This is a genomic window from Boudabousia tangfeifanii (genome assembly GCF_001856685.1).
GTDB classification, from domain to species: domain Bacteria; phylum Actinomycetota; class Actinomycetes; order Actinomycetales; family Actinomycetaceae; genus Boudabousia; species Boudabousia tangfeifanii.
Map to the genome: position 1 here is coordinate 1,166,908 of NZ_CP017812.1, position 15,525 is coordinate 1,182,432.

Annotated in this window: 16 protein-coding genes; 4 read left to right on the forward strand and 12 right to left on the reverse strand. The window is 48.0% G+C overall.

Annotated elements, in window-relative coordinates:
* Window positions 1-11: 11 nt before the first annotated feature.
* Entirely contained in the window at window positions 12-2,087 is a 2,076-nt protein-coding gene (locus BK816_RS04770) for a Stk1 family PASTA domain-containing Ser/Thr kinase (protein ID WP_156981993.1), read from the forward strand.
* 68 nt (window positions 2,088-2,155) lie between these two features.
* Here BK816_RS04770 and BK816_RS04775 read toward each other — a convergent pair whose 3' ends face one another.
* The 3 genes from BK816_RS04775 to BK816_RS04785 all read right to left on the reverse strand — a co-directional run bounded on the left by BK816_RS04775 (window position 2,156) and on the right by BK816_RS04785 (window position 5,727).
* Window positions 2,156-3,502 (reverse strand): class II 3-deoxy-7-phosphoheptulonate synthase, encoded by a 1,347-nt coding sequence (locus BK816_RS04775; protein WP_236842295.1) that lies wholly within the window; start codon window positions 3,500-3,502, stop codon window positions 2,156-2,158.
* 90 nt (window positions 3,503-3,592) lie between these two features.
* Window positions 3,593-4,822 carry a pyrophosphate--fructose-6-phosphate 1-phosphotransferase gene (locus tag BK816_RS04780; RefSeq protein ID WP_071164155.1) on the reverse strand — a complete coding sequence of 410 codons (1,230 nt, stop codon included), beginning with the start codon at window positions 4,820-4,822 and terminating at the stop codon, window positions 3,593-3,595.
* A 116-nt stretch (window positions 4,823-4,938) separates the two neighbouring features.
* Window positions 4,939-5,727, reverse strand: coding sequence for a lysophospholipid acyltransferase family protein (locus tag BK816_RS04785; RefSeq protein WP_083379078.1), 789 nt, complete (start codon window positions 5,725-5,727; stop codon window positions 4,939-4,941).
* Window positions 5,728-5,793: 66 nt separating this feature from the next.
* Between BK816_RS04785 and BK816_RS04790 the strand changes: the two genes are divergently transcribed.
* Window positions 5,794-6,156 carry a hypothetical protein gene (locus BK816_RS04790; protein ID WP_071164156.1) on the forward strand — a complete coding sequence of 121 codons (363 nt, stop codon included), beginning with the start codon at window positions 5,794-5,796 and terminating at the stop codon, window positions 6,154-6,156.
* A 42-nt stretch (window positions 6,157-6,198) separates the two neighbouring features.
* On the opposite strand, the gene BK816_RS04795 is transcribed toward BK816_RS04790, so the two are convergent.
* Window positions 6,199-6,594: an ANTAR domain-containing protein gene (locus BK816_RS04795; protein ID WP_071164157.1), complete on the reverse strand. Its 396-nt coding sequence runs from the start codon at window positions 6,592-6,594 to the stop codon at window positions 6,199-6,201.
* A 205-nt stretch (window positions 6,595-6,799) separates the two neighbouring features.
* Between BK816_RS04795 and BK816_RS04800 the strand changes: the two genes are divergently transcribed.
* The gene (locus BK816_RS04800; RefSeq protein ID WP_071164158.1) at window positions 6,800-7,423 is read left to right on the forward strand and encodes a superoxide dismutase; all 624 of its coding nucleotides are present in this window, start codon (window positions 6,800-6,802) and stop codon (window positions 7,421-7,423) included.
* Between the two features lie 126 nt (window positions 7,424-7,549).
* Here BK816_RS04800 and BK816_RS04805 read toward each other — a convergent pair whose 3' ends face one another.
* From BK816_RS04805 to BK816_RS04835, 7 genes are read right to left on the reverse strand one after another with little or no spacing between them, the layout of a single operon-like run.
* Complete coding sequence (locus BK816_RS04805; protein WP_071164159.1) at window positions 7,550-8,587, reverse strand: FKBP-type peptidyl-prolyl cis-trans isomerase; 1,038 nt, start codon at window positions 8,585-8,587, stop codon at window positions 7,550-7,552.
* Between the two features lie 20 nt (window positions 8,588-8,607).
* Window positions 8,608-8,958, reverse strand: coding sequence for an iron-sulfur cluster insertion protein ErpA (gene erpA, locus BK816_RS04810; RefSeq protein WP_071164160.1), 351 nt, complete (start codon window positions 8,956-8,958; stop codon window positions 8,608-8,610).
* A 57-nt stretch (window positions 8,959-9,015) separates the two neighbouring features.
* Window positions 9,016-9,969, reverse strand: coding sequence for a glycerate kinase (locus tag BK816_RS04815; RefSeq protein WP_071164161.1), 954 nt, complete (start codon window positions 9,967-9,969; stop codon window positions 9,016-9,018).
* 14 nt (window positions 9,970-9,983) lie between these two features.
* Window positions 9,984-11,342, reverse strand: a complete 1,359-nt coding sequence (locus BK816_RS04820) for a M20/M25/M40 family metallo-hydrolase (protein ID WP_071164162.1) — start codon at window positions 11,340-11,342, stop codon at window positions 9,984-9,986.
* Between the two features lie 16 nt (window positions 11,343-11,358).
* Complete coding sequence (locus BK816_RS04825; RefSeq protein WP_071164163.1) at window positions 11,359-11,979, reverse strand: DUF3043 domain-containing protein; 621 nt, start codon at window positions 11,977-11,979, stop codon at window positions 11,359-11,361.
* A gap of 14 nt (window positions 11,980-11,993) precedes the next feature.
* Window positions 11,994-13,031, reverse strand: a complete 1,038-nt coding sequence (locus BK816_RS04830) for a quinone-dependent dihydroorotate dehydrogenase (RefSeq protein ID WP_071164164.1) — start codon at window positions 13,029-13,031, stop codon at window positions 11,994-11,996.
* A 28-nt stretch (window positions 13,032-13,059) separates the two neighbouring features.
* Entirely contained in the window at window positions 13,060-13,623 is a 564-nt protein-coding gene (locus tag BK816_RS04835; protein WP_071164165.1) for a hypothetical protein, read from the reverse strand.
* Between the two features lie 262 nt (window positions 13,624-13,885).
* On the opposite strand from BK816_RS04835, the gene BK816_RS04840 reads away from it, so the two are divergent.
* The gene (locus tag BK816_RS04840) at window positions 13,886-14,731 is read left to right on the forward strand and encodes a TrmH family RNA methyltransferase (protein WP_071164166.1); all 846 of its coding nucleotides are present in this window, start codon (window positions 13,886-13,888) and stop codon (window positions 14,729-14,731) included.
* A 63-nt stretch (window positions 14,732-14,794) separates the two neighbouring features.
* Here BK816_RS04840 and deoD read toward each other — a convergent pair whose 3' ends face one another.
* Window positions 14,795-15,502, reverse strand: a complete 708-nt coding sequence (deoD, locus tag BK816_RS04845; RefSeq protein ID WP_071164167.1) for a purine-nucleoside phosphorylase — start codon at window positions 15,500-15,502, stop codon at window positions 14,795-14,797.
* Window positions 15,503-15,525 lie beyond the last annotated feature (23 nt).

Genomic DNA, 15,525 nt, shown 5'->3' on the forward strand with positions numbered 1-15,525 from the left:
ATAATTACACCGTGGGAAATGAACAAAAGATGACTCCTAACGAACCGCTAGGATCCGTGCCTTCAGACTTAGAAGGCACCATTTCCTCTGCCCAAGCTGGCTCAGACTCGAAAACAGGCAATCCCGCAAACAAAGAAGTAGACGCCCTCAACGGAGTTCTATTAGACGGGCGCTATCGCGTCTTAAGCGTACTAGCACGCGGCGGCATGGCCACCGTCTATCAGGGGCTAGACGAACGCTTGGATCGTCAAGTCGCCATTAAGGTACTTCACCCACACTTGGTTGATACCGGCACCTTTTTAACACGTTTTCATCAAGAAGCACGTTCGGTCGCAAAGCTTATTCATCCCCAAATTGTGACCGTCTTCGATCAGGGCGAACTCAACTCAACTGCCTTCATCGTAATGGAACTGGTTTCGGGACCTTCGCTTCGAGATGTCCTCCTGGCGAAAAAAACCTTAACCATCAAAGAGGCCCTACAGCTGACTTCCCAGATTTTAACAGGGTTAGCAGCAGCTCATCGTCAAGGCGTAGTTCACCGTGATGTCAAGCCAGAAAATATACTTATTGCCCCAGATGGCACCCCAAAGATAGCGGATTTTGGCTTAGCAAAAACCGTTTCAGAAGCTTCCGCGGCAAACACCCAAACTGTCTTAGGCACGGTTAACTATGTTCCCCCCGAGGTAGTCCTTCGAGGTGAGGCTAATGCGAGCGCAGACTTATATTCCTTAGGCATAATGCTTTATGAGATGCTCTGCGGGTCACTCCCCTTTTCCTCTCAAACACCCATTAATGTCGCCTTCGCTCACGCAAATCAGGACGTCCCTCCGCCCTCGGCTAAGCTTCCATGGCTACCTACCGAAATTGATGACTTAGTCAGCGCATTATGTGCTCGGGACCCAGAAGATCGCTTTGAAACAGCACTTTCTGCCAAGCAGGTAGTAGACCAGTTATTGCGAACTCTTCCGCCCTCGATCCAGCATCGACGGGAAACTGAAGTGGATGCAATTAGCGAGGCAAGCTCAGCAAATCAAACTCAGGTTCAGTCAGCACCGATTCCATTACTGGCTGATAAAACCACTCGTCTCAATATTCCGAGCGAAACTAACCCCTTACCATTTGCGCCAGTTACCGCTTCTAATCTTCCCCAAAACGCTAGCCCAACAGAAGAAAATGCATCTAAGGAAACCAAATCCAAGAAGAAGTTTTGGTGGATAGCACTCGTACTATTATTACTCCTTGCTGGAAGTGGAGCTGGAGGCGCCTGGTGGTACTACGAAACTGGTCCAGGTTCTTTGCGGACAATCCCTGCATTAGTCAAAATGCCATTAGCCAAAGCCACCAGCATACTCGAAGCCAATAATCTAAAGGTTGAAACCAAAGAAGTCTTTTCTGACGATATTCCTGCCGGTGAAGTCGTAAACTCCAGTCCGAAGGTTGGCAGTGAAGTGAAGAAAGGCAGTGCCGTTTCACTCGAGATTTCCAAAGGCGTACAAACCTTTAAAGTTCCTGAAGTCCTTAAAACTGACGTTGAAAAAGCTAAAGCAGAAATAACCAAGGCTGGCTTGAACGTTGGCGAGGTTAACTCAGAGTGGTCTGAGGAAATCCCCGCAAATCATGTTATCTCCCTTGATCCAGCGCCAGGTACAAGCATTAAACACGATTCTGCCGTCAATCTAGTAGTCTCTAAAGGACGTCAACCCTTTAAAGTTCCTAATCTGATTGGCCTTGAAAAGCCCGAAGCAGTCAAAATCCTTGACGAATCGGTATTTAAGTACACCACAAGTGAAGAGTTTAATGACGAAGTACCGGCAGGAAAGGTCATTTCGCAGTCAATCGACCCAGATAAGGACGCATTCCGAGCCGATGAAATTAATCTAGTAATTTCGAAAGGTCCAGATTTAGTTGAAGTACCACAGACTTTTGGGATGCAACTCGATAGGGCAACTCAAAAACTTGAAGATGCCGGTTTTAAAGTGCGAGTAGAAAAGCTCTACGGCGGCTTATTCGGAACAGTTCGAACTAGTGACCCAGCCGGAGGTCAAAAAGCTAAACGTGGCGCCACGATTACGCTAAAGATCGTCTAGGCAGAAAATACCTGAACATATTTTGGGGTGGTACCGTCTGGTACCACCCCAAAATATTTAGACTATTTTCAGCGTTTAACCGACTCGCGAAGAATCTGAGCAGTGGCAAAAGCTAACTCGAGCGACTGTTGGTGATTCAATCGAGGGTCAACCAAGGTCTCATAGCGGTTCGCCAACGCTTCCTCAGATAGTTCCTCGGCACCGCCTACTACCTCGGTCACATCGTCACCGGTAAGTTCGACGTGGACCCCACCAGGGATAGCGCCCTCGGCCTGCAAGACCCCAAAGAAATCATGTACCTCTTGCATGATGTCACCGAAGTTACGAGTCTTGTAGCCAGACGAAGAAGTAATGGTATTGCCATGCATGGGATCGGTAATCCAAAGTACTGGAATACCTTCCGACTGTACTGCAGCTACCAAGGCAGGCAGTTTGTCTGCTAGTTTCGAGGCGCCCATCCGAGTAATCAATGACAGGCGACCTGGAATTGCCTCTGGGTTCAAAATCGAGGCCAATTCCTTAATCTGATCAACTGTGGTAGTCGGACCAATCTTTACCCCAATGGGGTTTTGTACACTAGCGGCTTGTTGCACATGAGCTCCCTGCGGATCTCGGGTTCGTTCACCAATCCAGAGGTAATGTGCTGAGGTGTTGTAAAGCTTGCCAGAACCAGAATCAGTTCTGGTCATAGCAGTTTCGTATTCCAAAAGCAAAGATTCATGCGCAGAATAAAAATCAACGAAACGCATGTTCTCACCATCGACGCCCACAGCTTCCATAAAACGCAGAGCACGGTCAAGCTCAACCGCCATGGCTTCATACTGCTTGTATGCTGGGTTATCGGTAAAACCTTGATTCCAATGGTGGACCTGTCTCAAGTCTGCGTAGCCACCCCGAGTAAATGCGCGAATCAGGTTTAGCGACGAGGCCGAACGTTGGTAGAGTTCAAGCAAACGCTGAGGATCTGGCGTGCGGCCTTCTAGCGTAAATTCGAAGCTATTTACCCCATCACCACGGTATGACGGAAGGACTTCATCGCCTCGAGTCTCAAGATCAGCAGATCGTGGCTTGGCGTATTGGCCAGCGATACGACCAATTTTCACAATCGGAGTTGAGGCGCCGTAGCTCATTACAATTGCCATCTGCAAAATGGTTTGAACTTTTGCTCGGATCCGATCAGCGTTCGACTGGGCAAAAGTCTCGGCACAATCGCCCCCAGTCAATACGAAGGCCTCTCCGCGACTTGCAGCTGCCAGATCTTTAGTCAGACGATCAACTTCGCCAGCAAAAACCAGTGGTGGCCGAGTACGCAAATCTGCTGCTACCGACGCCAAGGCATCCAAGTCCGGATAGGTAGGTTGTTGCAAGGCAGGGTACTTGCGCCATGCGTTTAAAAGTTCTTCGTTATTTTCCACGCGGATAAGAATACCAAAAAATCGGCGTTACTGTACTAATGCCACGTTGGACTATTGTACTGTAACGCCGATTCAGGTATGAGTTATGACTCAGTGGCCTGCTGGAGCATCAGCAGGAACGACCGGCTGGCCGATTTCCTTCATCATTTCCTGGAACCATTCCTGGTTAATATCGAATGGCTTGCCGCCAGCGATACGTGGGAACGGAATGGCCTTGAGGGTATCGTTATCATCTTCGTCATGACCAATCACGCCAGCAGTGCCTGCCAAAGCGCAATCAACTGCCATGTCAGTCATGCTCTTGATCAAGTCAAGGTCACGCTGGTTAGCACGCGAGGAACGGGAGAAGTAACCCGACTTCTGAACCATTACCTTTTCTGCGCCAATCTTTTCAGCAAACTGCTTCGCGAACCAGTTACCTGGGTTAATGGTGTCCAACTTGACGTGACCGAATGGATCGCGCTGAACCTCAACACCATTTGCTTCCATCTCAGCGATGATTTCAGGAACGCCAGCACCTTCGGAGAGGAAGATGTTTACGTTACCTAGTTCGTCCATAATGGCGCGCAAACGATTTGCTTCTTCATCCAGATCGATCTTCATTTCTGGCACGAATACAGCGTGAACGTCCCAGCGCTCCTTCGAAAGACCAATGGAAGGAACCCATTCTTGGGTTTCTAGCCACTTACGGTAGTCAGCAGCGGCAGCAGCAGTTAGCCAACCACAGTTACGACCCATAACTTCGTGGACAATGAGCATGCGTGGGTTCGAACGGTGTTCACCAATCACGTTTTGAGCAAACTCAGCTGCTTCTTCGGCAGCAGTGTATGCGCCCAATGATTGACGAATTGGGAAAACATCGTTGTCGATGGTCTTGGGCAACCCAACTACGGTCAACTGGTAGTCATTTTCCGCCAAGTAAGCAGCTAGATCAGCCGCAGTGGTGTTAGTGTCATCGCCACCAATGGTGTGAAGAACGTCCACACCATCCTTCTTTAGCTGGTTAGCAGCAAATTCAAGCGGATCAACGCCTTCTTCCACCAATCCACGCTTGACTAGGTCCTTGGCGTTGGTTAGCTTCACACGGGAGTTACCAATTGGCGAGCCACCAAAACGGTGTAGCACGCCGGCCTTGGCGCGAGCTTCATCGTCGATAACCACGTAGTTACCGGTAAGAAGACCGTGGTAACCATTCTGGTAAGCAATAATTTCTACGCTAGGATCAATCTCGTTGTAGCGTTCAATCAATCCGCCAACTGCGGATGAGAGACAAGGGGCGAAACCGCCCGCAGTTAGTAGGGCAACACGACGTACCGTCATTGTTTCTCTAAGCCTTCCTTATTGATTCAGCGGAGCTCACCGCTGGAGCACACTGCGTGCTCGTTGCTATTGTACTTGTCACGGGTCAGAATAGATATTCAACCCGCTTTTATCGGTTATTTTTCTTCAGTTTTCACAGATTTTTCTGTGGAATTATCGCCCGTAAGCTGCGGTTTTACGTCCTTGGTCCTAGTCGAACCAGTAGGAACTGGACCTTTAAAGGTACCTTCTGCCGCCATGCGCGCTTTAACTACCGAAGCATATTCATCACTATATTCTTGACCAGAAAGATTCATTAGTGCATACATGATCTCGTCGGTTACCGCTCGAAGCACGAATCGATCACGTTCAAGTTCTCGATAGCGAGAGAAGTCCAAGGGTTCACCGACAATCATGCCGACTCGCTTAGGACGAGGAATCTTCGTTCCAATAGGCTGCGCCACATTGGTATCAATCATGGCAACAGGAATTACTGGGGCGCCCGAACGCAACGCCAACTTCGCCACCCCGGTTCGTCCTCGATACAATTTGCCATCTGGGCTACGAGTTCCTTCTGGATAGATTCCAAAAAGCTCACCTTTAGCTAAACGGGCCAAGCCCGCATTTAGAGCTGCTTCTGCGGCTTTCCCGCCACTTCGATCAACTGGAATAGTCCCCACTAGTCGCATAAATTTGGCAACTAGTTTGCCTTTCCAACCTTTACCAGTGAAATAGTCACCTTTGCCCATGAAAACGACTTCACGTTTCAACATTAAGGGCAAAAACACCGAATCAAAAACAGCCAAATGATTCGAGGCAATAATCGCCGGACCATCAACTGGAATATTATCCGCGTTCTTAATCCATGGACGATAAATCGCTTTCAGAATCGGTCCGCCGATAAGTTTAAGTAAACGATAGAACATGGCACTTCCTGATTGGTCAACACAGTAGGTTCTAATTATAGTTCTAAAACCGTTATTATGGAGGTCATGTTCGGCAAGAAAAAAAGAAAAGCAGAGCAAGCACGCATCGAACGTGATTTTGCCGCTTTAACCCAAGACTTAGACGAAGAACTCGAAGCCCAAGCTTCCATCTTGTCTGGTCCGCGAGATTACGCCCTCTCAATTCCAGATGATGATGGATTCCTTGCGCCTAATCCCAGCCGCGAAGAAGTGAAAATAAAATTTTCAATACGCTTGTTGCTGTTAATAATTAGTGCGATCTTGTTAATTACGCTAGTGCTTCTGGGCTGGTGGCGAATTACCCTCCCAGCTTGGGCAGCTACAATCCTCTATCTAACCTTAGCTATATTCTTTATCGGAAGTTTTTTCGTCACTGGTAAAAAGAAATAGTTATGGGCGGGAAGCTATTGCCCCGCCCATAACCACTTGAAACTATTTCAAAAGCTTAGCTATTTCTTCTTGTAGCTTCAGCGCATTTACTGGTTTTAAAACTACAGATGCAGCTCCAGCGCCACGAGCAAGCCATTCATCTTGCTGTCGAGCCACTACGAAGATTACTGGCGGAACCTCATCAGGATTGATAGTTTCAGCAATCGTATGAGCTACTGACATAGCTCCGTCTTTTTTGGTCTCGCCATCAAAGATAGCCAAATCAAAAGAATTGTCTGCAAAAGTATTGATTACACCAGGACCGGTTGCAGCTTCGACAAAACGTACTTCAGGGCTACCTGCATATGGATGAAGACCAACCGCTGCTTTAACGTCCTCACGGAAAGTAACATCGTCGCTAAACACCAAAATGTTCAGTTCTTTAGTATTTTCAGCCATCGGAGCCCTTTGCATAAACTAGTTTGTGGAACATTGAGTTACTACTGTGCATATTTTACGCTTTTGAAGCAAATTTGGGTAGTTAAGACGATTCAATCAGCTTTTTATTTCGCTAACTGGTTAGAAGAGTATAGAAATGCATCTTATGCACATTAGGTATGTCAGAATAGTAGGGACTACAGTCCTATAAGTTGAAAGGATTTTCATGACTGTCTACACCCTCCCTGAACTCCCATACGATTACACCGCGCTTGAGCCTGCTATCTCGGGCAAGATCATGGAACTACACCATGATAAGCATCATGCTGCCTATGTTGCAGGCGCAAATGCTGCGCTTGAAAAGTTGGAAGCTGCACGTGCCAATGATGACTTTGCTGCAGTTAACCTCTTCGAAAAAAACCTAGCCTTCAACTTGGGTGGCCACCTAAACCACTCAATTTTCTGGACAAATCTAGGCCCTGCCAATCAGGGTGGCCCAGAAGGCGAACTCGCGGCTGCGATCGATGAATACTTTGGCTCCTTCGAAGCCTTCCAAAAGCACTTTGCTGCCTGCGCTACCTCGATCCAGGGTTCTGGCTGGGCTGTCCTAGCTTGGGATACAGTCGCTCAGAAGCTGGTTATTTTCCAGTTGTTCGATCAGCAAGCCAACGTCCCTGTAGCCACCGTGCCACTACTCATGCTTGATATGTGGGAACATGCATTCTACTTGGATTACCTAAATGTCAAGGCTGATTATGTTAAGGCATTCTGGTCGATCGTGAATTGGGAAAACGTTGGTCAGCGTTTTGCGCAAGCACGTGACTCATTCGGCAGCTTGGTGAATCTCTGATTCTAGACAAACTAAGTTATTGGAGGGGGCTACAAACATAGCCCCCTCCAATTTATTACGGTTAGTTAAATTAGTTTGGGGACCAACCTATAGGTTGGTCCCCAAACTAATTTAAGTCTATTTTGCTTACTGAAGCTTCTTAAGCGCTTCAGGAATAGGTGAAATAATGTCAACAACGCTAACAGTTACGCCACCCTTTTCGTTCTTGTGCAAACGGGCAATACGCGAACCTACGCGAGCATCAACGAACTCAGGACCCATCTGTTCAGCTGGAGGTGCCTGCTGAATAGTACGCCCATTATTCCCCCAGGTTGTGGTTTGCTCTTGCCCTTCAGCGGCAACGGTAACGTTACAGAGGAAAGGATCTGCTTTACCGATAACTGGACCAGTACCGTCAAGCATCTTAACTAGCAAGTCGTCCTGATCAAGTTTCGCATCCTTGGAGACAGTGATCTTCGGAGCACCATCTTGATTATTTTCAATGGTAATACCTTCAGGAAGTTTAAAGTCAACAGGCTTAGCTGCTTTCAAGGCTTCCTGTCCAGCTTTATCAACTTCTGGTAGAAGCTTTTCGATCGCTTCCTGACGGGCCTTTTCCTTTTCTTCCTGCTGCTTTTGTTCTTCCGCAGCTTGGGCGGCATCCTTGCGTTCTAGAATGTCAACTACGAACACCAAAGTAGCGTTCTCTGGAATGGTGGGAGGACTACCTGCGGCACCATAGCCATCGGCTGCTGGGACAAGTAAGAGGACACGGTCACCAACATGCTTACCAGCAAGGCCCTTCTTCCAGCCGGTGATAACTCCGTCGAGGGAGAAAGTGGCAGGCTCACGACCGTACGATTTATCAAAAACAGTACCGTTCCAGAGCTGGCCAAGGTAATTTACCTTGAGGGTATCGTCTGGCTTGATCTCTTCACCATCGCCCTTTTTAAGAACTTCGGAAACTAGTTCGGTTGGTTCTTTGCCCTTAGCTGGGTGGATAACAGGTTCTGCCCCGTCGCCACCTTCAACCTTTGGCATATCACCATCAACTGGAGTTGCTACCGCAGTTGCGGCTGCTTCCACGCTGGATTCCGATGAACCGGTGGTGGCGCTTTGGCCGCAACCAGATAGTGTTAGCGCTGCAGCTAGCGCAATAATCGATAACGACTTAATCTTTTTCACTGGGGTGGCTCCTTTGCCTCTTAGTTGAATGAATCGCCACAGGCACATGAGCCCTTGGCGTTTGGGTTGTCAATGGTAAAGCCTTGCTTAGAGATAGTGTCGGCGAAGTCGATAGTAGCTCCTGCCAAGTATGGGACAGACATTGGATCGATGATTACTTCAACCCCATCAAAATCACGAATCGCATCTCCTTCAAGCATACGATCATCAAAATAAAGTTCGTAACGAAGACCAGAACATCCACCAGGAGCAACTGCGATTCGAAGTCGAAGGTCAGTATTTCCTTCCTGCTCAAGCAAGGCCTTAACCTTGGCAGCAGCTTGGTCGGTTAGTGTTACTTCGTGAGTGGGGTTCTGAGAGCTTTCTACCATCACAATTCCTTATATTAGACTCTGGCTATCTGTTCGATTCTAATGCAACTTCTCAGCCTATTTCGATAAATTGCCCCATGTTCGCCCTAGGCGCGAAATCATCTGTTTTTGCGCTATTTTTTCGTGGGGCAACTCATACGCTTGATCGATTCCTAACGAGGTTTGCTGGTACTTAGAGAGGTTTAGATCGCCAGCAACAATCACGAATGGGAGCCCATAGTTTTCACAAAATGGTTGTACTTCTAAGTGCGTGCAATCATAAGTATCCCAAGGGTTGAGATTAGGCGTGATTGCCAAACAAAGATCAGCTTTTCCTATAGCCTCTTGGATTTTATTATGCGTTAACAATAAATCCGAGTAAGTTACAACTTTATTTCCTTGCATCTGCCAGATGGCGGCAAGCCCTCCCCCCGCTGCCAACAGACCAGTTATCCCCTGCCGGGAAGTTAGTTCGGTTTGCTTGATGCTTTTTTGCAATGATGAGACTGAAGCGATAATTTCTTGTTGACTTGTCTTCCAGCTATTCTCATCGGCTGTCAGATCTGGTTGAGAAATTAAACGTTCTGAGGTAGTTGCCAAAGTAACGTAGGACAGCATTTCGTTTAGCGAGCTAATCTCATACTGATCGTCAGCTACAAGCTCGACGAGTCTGGAAAAGAAATATTGAGTTGATTCCTTTTCGGTTCGATCAGAACAGATTAAAACTGCAGCCTGCCCGGATTTGATGGCTTGCTTGATCCCCAGCAGATTTTTATCCAGCTGCTCACTGTCACACAGCTGTGGAAGGAACCAATATCCACCTGGAAAACGTTCATCTGACTCTAACCAAGTTGGAAGGTATCCAGCAAGCTTCGACTGCCTCGGCAGATCAAAAATTGCAATGCTCTTTGCCTGCTGATTCCAAGCAGAGACTACCTCTTCTTGGGTGAGCCAGCCCTGTCCTTCTTCACTCGAAAATGGATCGAAGAAGATACAGGTACCGCTCGTTCCGACGTTTAATCGTTGTGACATTAAACTGCTAAATACTACTTTTCTGCTAGACGCTGCAAAAGCAAAGTTTCAGCCAAAATTGCATTCTGTAAGTCAGGCAAACTTTGCGACTCATTTTCTGAATGAGCGTTAGTCATAGGATCTTCCACCCCAGTAACAAGCACATCAGCTTGCGGGAATACTTCCGCAAAATCCGAGATAAAGGGGATAGATCCCCCCATACCGATTACCACTGGGTCTGTTTCCCAGGCAGCTGCCAGCGCCCACGAGAGGTTCTCCATGCTCTTGGTATCGAACTTGGCGTTGAAACCAGGCCCGAGATCATACTCACCAAACTCGATTTCAGCACCAAACGGAACATTTTCGGTCAAATGAGTAAGCAGTGCTTCCCTCGCAGACTCGGGAGTTTGGGTAGGTGCGACTCTCATCGACAAAACAAAGGTGGCAGAAGGGATAATTGTGTTTGAAGAGTTGGCTACATTAGTAATATCCATCCCAATCAAACTAATTGCTGGTTGCTGCCACAAACGTGAAGCTAATGATCCCTTTCCAGTTAACTGGTATGAAGGAACGACACCGGCAGTTTCTCGCAATTCATCTTCTGGATAGTCAAGTTCAGTCTCATACGCCTGATCCAAACCAGCAACCGCAACTGCCCCGTTATCGTCATGCAAAGTGGCTACTAGGCGAGCGGCACAAGTTGCGGCATCGACAATCGGCCCCCCATACATACCAGAGTGCACGGCATGATCGAGTACCTTGAGGGTGACTGTCTGAGTTACTACCCCTCGCAAGCTGGCGGTAATTGCCGGGGTCCCAACTTTCCAGTTCTCCGAATCGCAAACGATAATCACGTCAGCTGCCAGCTCAGCTTGGTAGGTCTTAACAAAATTCTTAAAGGAAGGGGAACCAGATTCTTCTTCGCCCTCAATAAAAATTTTGATATTAACTGGTAAATCCTCAGCAAGTGCTTTTAATGCCCCATAGTGAACCATAATCCCGGCGCCATCATCAGAAGCACCACGACCATAAAGACGATCACCGATCACTTCGGGTTCAAAGGGGCCCGAAGTATTCCATGATTCTGCTTCTCCCCCAGGTTGAACATCATGATGGGCGTAAAGGAGAACGGTAGGTGCCGATTCCGAAACTATCTTGGTCGCTACCACTGCTGGTCGTCCCTGCCAGCCATCAGGACCAGGCACTGAGAGAATCTGAGCTTCGCAGCCCAAATCAAGGAACATATCTCTAACCACTTCAGCAGAGTGAGCTAAAGGTGCTGGATCTGCAGATGAGGTGGAAAGAGACGGAATCTTAATAAGTTCACTTAAACGTTCAACAATCTCAGGAAACTGTTGTGCGACAGTTGCTCGTAACTCTGAAGTGCTTGGCATAAGGGCAATCCTTTACTTATCGATCTAAATCTTCGCCACGTTTGACCTGAGGACGTGGATTACGTAGAGGCCGAGGCATAATCATTCGGGACCATAGATACCAACCGGTACGGGGTGGTAGATCCCATTTTGGATGCTTGGTCGCAATATTTTTGCGCACTGCTCGATTGGCGAAGAATCCTTCTAAGATACAAACCAAAAGGTACACGTAGATAAAAATAGTTAGCATATTTCGCCAGTATGGGTAGTACACCAAAGCGAAACTAGCAATCATACCGATCAAAGCCACTGGCATTACGAACTCAGAAAGGGTCCAACGCGAGTCAGTGTAATCTCGAATGTATCGACGAGCTGGCCCTTTTTCGCGGGCAGGCATGTAACGCTCATCGCCGTCTCTCATTGCTTGCTGCTGTCGCATGAATTCGGCATCACGACGGGCCCGTTCTTGTGCTTTTAACTCTTTAGAACGTGCTTTCGCCGCCTTCCGATCAGCAGGGACAATTGGGTTCCGCCGAGCTGCTTCAGCTTCTTTGCGCTTGGGCGTCGGTCGTCCCTTCTTGCCATGTTTTTGGTTAGCAGGTTGGTTGTTTTCAACGGGATCTGGAGACTCTTGCTCCGATTTGGAAAAAATCGACATTACGTGTCCTTAAATTATTTCTGATGTTTCAGTAGCGCTTGGTTCAAACGGGCTAACCAGCCAGGTCCTTGGTAAATAAACGAGGTGTAAACCTCTAAAAGATCAGCGCCCGCTTCGATCATTCGAAGTGCGTCAACTTCATTCCAGATGCCGCCGACCCCAATAATCTTCTTGTCAGCAGCTAGCTCGTGTCTTACCTGACGAACCACGTTTACTGCACGCTGAGTCAAAGGACGTCCCGACAGACCACCCTCACCTAGCTCATGATTAATCGTGGTATTGGTAGCCACAATCCCCCGCAACTTGGTGCGATTAACTAGCTGACAAATTTCCTTAATATCTTCATCTGCTAGATCTGGGGCAATCTTGACGAATACTGGCAGGTCACGCTTTGCAGCACGATCCGCGGTGGTCTTAACAGCTTGCAAAATGGGCTCCAATTCCGCCACGGCTTGGAGATCCCTCAATCCGGGGGTATTTGGAGATGAAACGTTAACTACCAAATAGTCCACCCAAGGTGCCAATTCTTTTGCAGTTTCAGCGTAGTTCTCGGCCGCCAGTGAGGCAGGAACAACCTTATTTTTCCCGATGTTGGCACCGACGACGACTTGACGGCCTCGAACGGTTGACCGAAGCTTAGCAAGACGTTTTGCAACCTGCTTTGCTCCATCATTATTGAAGCCCATTCGATTTCGAATAGCATCAATCGAAGGATGACGCCATAGACGAGGGCCTTCATTCCCCGGCTGTGGCTGGGCGGTAACTGTACCAATCTCCACGAAGCCGAAGCCGAAGGAGTCAAAGGCAATCATCGCCTCAGCATTTTTGTCGAGACCGGCGGCGAGGCCAATCATAGAAGGAACTGGACGATCGAATACTCCTTCACCATAAGTTGGCTTCGGAACGATTCGAACCCGATTGGAGAATCGAGAGCTCAAGAATCGCTCTAGCGGAGCACAAGCAGACACTGCTTTCAAGGACTTAATCGTTAGTCGATGAATCCATTCAGCATCGGTGTGGACTAATACGTATCGAAAAAACTGGCTATACACAGGCTGAATTTTACCTTGTGTCGGCTAGTTAGTCCCACCAGAACACCCATTCAGGTTCGCCTTTATGATTAATTCGACCAGAAAGTCTGATTTCGTCGGGAGGATAATCGCTATTCTCTAGTTCGAGCGTTTCGCAAACCTCTTGCCACAGTTCGCGATAACGGCTTCGGCTATATTCCATTGGAACTTTCCAGTTTTTAAAACCGTAGACAGTGAATCCTTCGAAAGTAATTCTTTCATCGCCTCGCTGTGGGCCAACGTAATATCCGTAGAGGGTAGCTTCCGGATGATTTTCTACCATCTTTAACAATTCAGCAGTATTAGGGGCATAGTTCTGAGCTTCACTACGAGCAAACTGAGGCAAGATACCTTGTAGCTTTCTGACTTCAGTAATCCCGATTTCGTCAAAATGTGCGAAAGAGGGTGGCTGACTCGGAACGCCATTTTCTAGCTTTAGATTCTTAGCCTCCCATTGAGTGAGTGCTAAAAATGGACGAACTAGCTCAAAGACCCCTGTATCTACTGTCCATCCCTGGTATGGCTTTGATATTTGTTCTACTGGTTTAGATTGATTAAAGGGTAGTTCTTTCATTGCTTTCTCCTATTTCATTGACGACTGTTATTCCAGCCTATGAAGCAGAGAAGTAAACTCCGCGATAATCTCGTTTACGTTGTGGACAAGTTGGAATGGGAACAGTAGCGTCCCAGCCACGCTCGACTTAGATGATGCTCACTCAGCTAGCTAAAAGATACAAGCTAAAACAGCTCTTGGAAGAGGATATTTCGCCGTCAGAGTGTCGAGCACAAACCCGCATTAAAACCTAAATTCTCATAAAAGTGGCAAAATATAAATCATGCTGATTGAGATTACTGATCTTTCCTCCCCCGATTTAGAGATCTATACCAACTTGACTGATGTGGCCTTACGGAAGAAGTTGGAGCCCGAATGGGGAGTTTACCTAGCAGAATCGTTCAATGTCATGGAGCGAGCAATCACTGCGGGACATAAGCCAATCAGTTTTCTTCTCTCGCCTCACTGGCTACCGAAAGTTGAAACTTTGCTGGCAAAATTCGGCAAAACGATTGAATCAACTTCGGTCAAGATTTTTGTTGGATCTGAAGAAACCTTAGAACAGTTAACAGGTTTTCATCTCCATCGTGGGGCGATTGCAGCCATGGCACGCCCTAAGTTACTACCTGCTGAACAGATGTTGGCGAACCCTGCGGTTAAGCGAGTATTAGTGCTTGAAGACTTAGTAGATCATACGAACGTCGGTGCTGCTTTCCGCAGTGCGGCCGCCCTCGGCACCGATTTAGTCCTAGTGACGCCCAACTGTGCGGACCCTTTTTATCGTCGGAGTGTGCGCGTTTCTATGGGTGGGGTCTTCCAAGTTCCTTGGACTCGGTTGCCTATTTGGCCTCGCACTCAGATCCTACAAGAGGCCGGCTTTCACGTAGCCGCCTTGGCCTTAAGCGATGATTCCATATCGCTAGATGAATTTTCTCAAACTCCAACAGTTCAATCTCCGAACTCTCGGCTTGCCTTAATTATGGGAACCGAGGGCGACGGCCTAAGAAAATCAACGATCGCTCACGCTGATTCCACGGTACGAATTCCGATGCGCCAAGGCGTTGATTCCCTTAATGTCGCGGCAGCTACGGCAGTGGCGTTATGGGAAACCAGAAATCGTTTTAACTAAATGCTTACAAAATGTGTGGGCTTAACTTTTAGTCGGTTAAGCCCACACGTTTTACAAATCGATTCAGCAGTGAGCTGCCGCCACGGCCATAGTCAATGCAGTGTGGAAGTTTTCTTCACGTTCTTGAGCCGTCATATCGGAAGAGTGATCAAATAGGTGATCAGAAACCGTTAGCACGGTCAAAGCTTGCTTTCCAAATTCGGCTGCCGCACCGTAAAGGGCAGCAGCTTCCATTTCTACCCCAAGGACACCATATTTGGCCAGGGTTTCAGTCTGACCAGGAACTTCAAGATAGAAGTGATCACGGGAAATGATGGCGCCAACATGCACATTCTTATCGGCCGGCGCAGCATCAACCGCAGCTCTAGCAAGTTCAAAATCAGCGACTGCACTGAAGTGAACATTTGGGATCCGCAAGGAGTTCATGGCTGAGTCGGTGTGCGCCGCTAGCCCAACAATAGCATCGCCAACCTTTACTTGTGGGGCGATACCACCACAAGTACCAACACGAATGATTCGTTCTACCCCGTACTGGCTGAATAATTCAGTGGCGTAGATAGTGGCGGATGGCTGACCCATGCCGGACCCCATTACCGAAAGAGGTTTGCCGTTGCAGGTGCCGGTGAAGCCCATCATGCCACGCACGTCTGTCACTAGTTTGGCATCTTCCATTAACAGATGAGCGATTCGTTCGGCTCGCTTTGGGTCACCAGGCATTAGTACTGCTGGGGCGAAATCTCCAGGTTCTGCGGCAATATGTGGGGTGGCCATGCGGTCTCCTTTTAAGTAGTTTA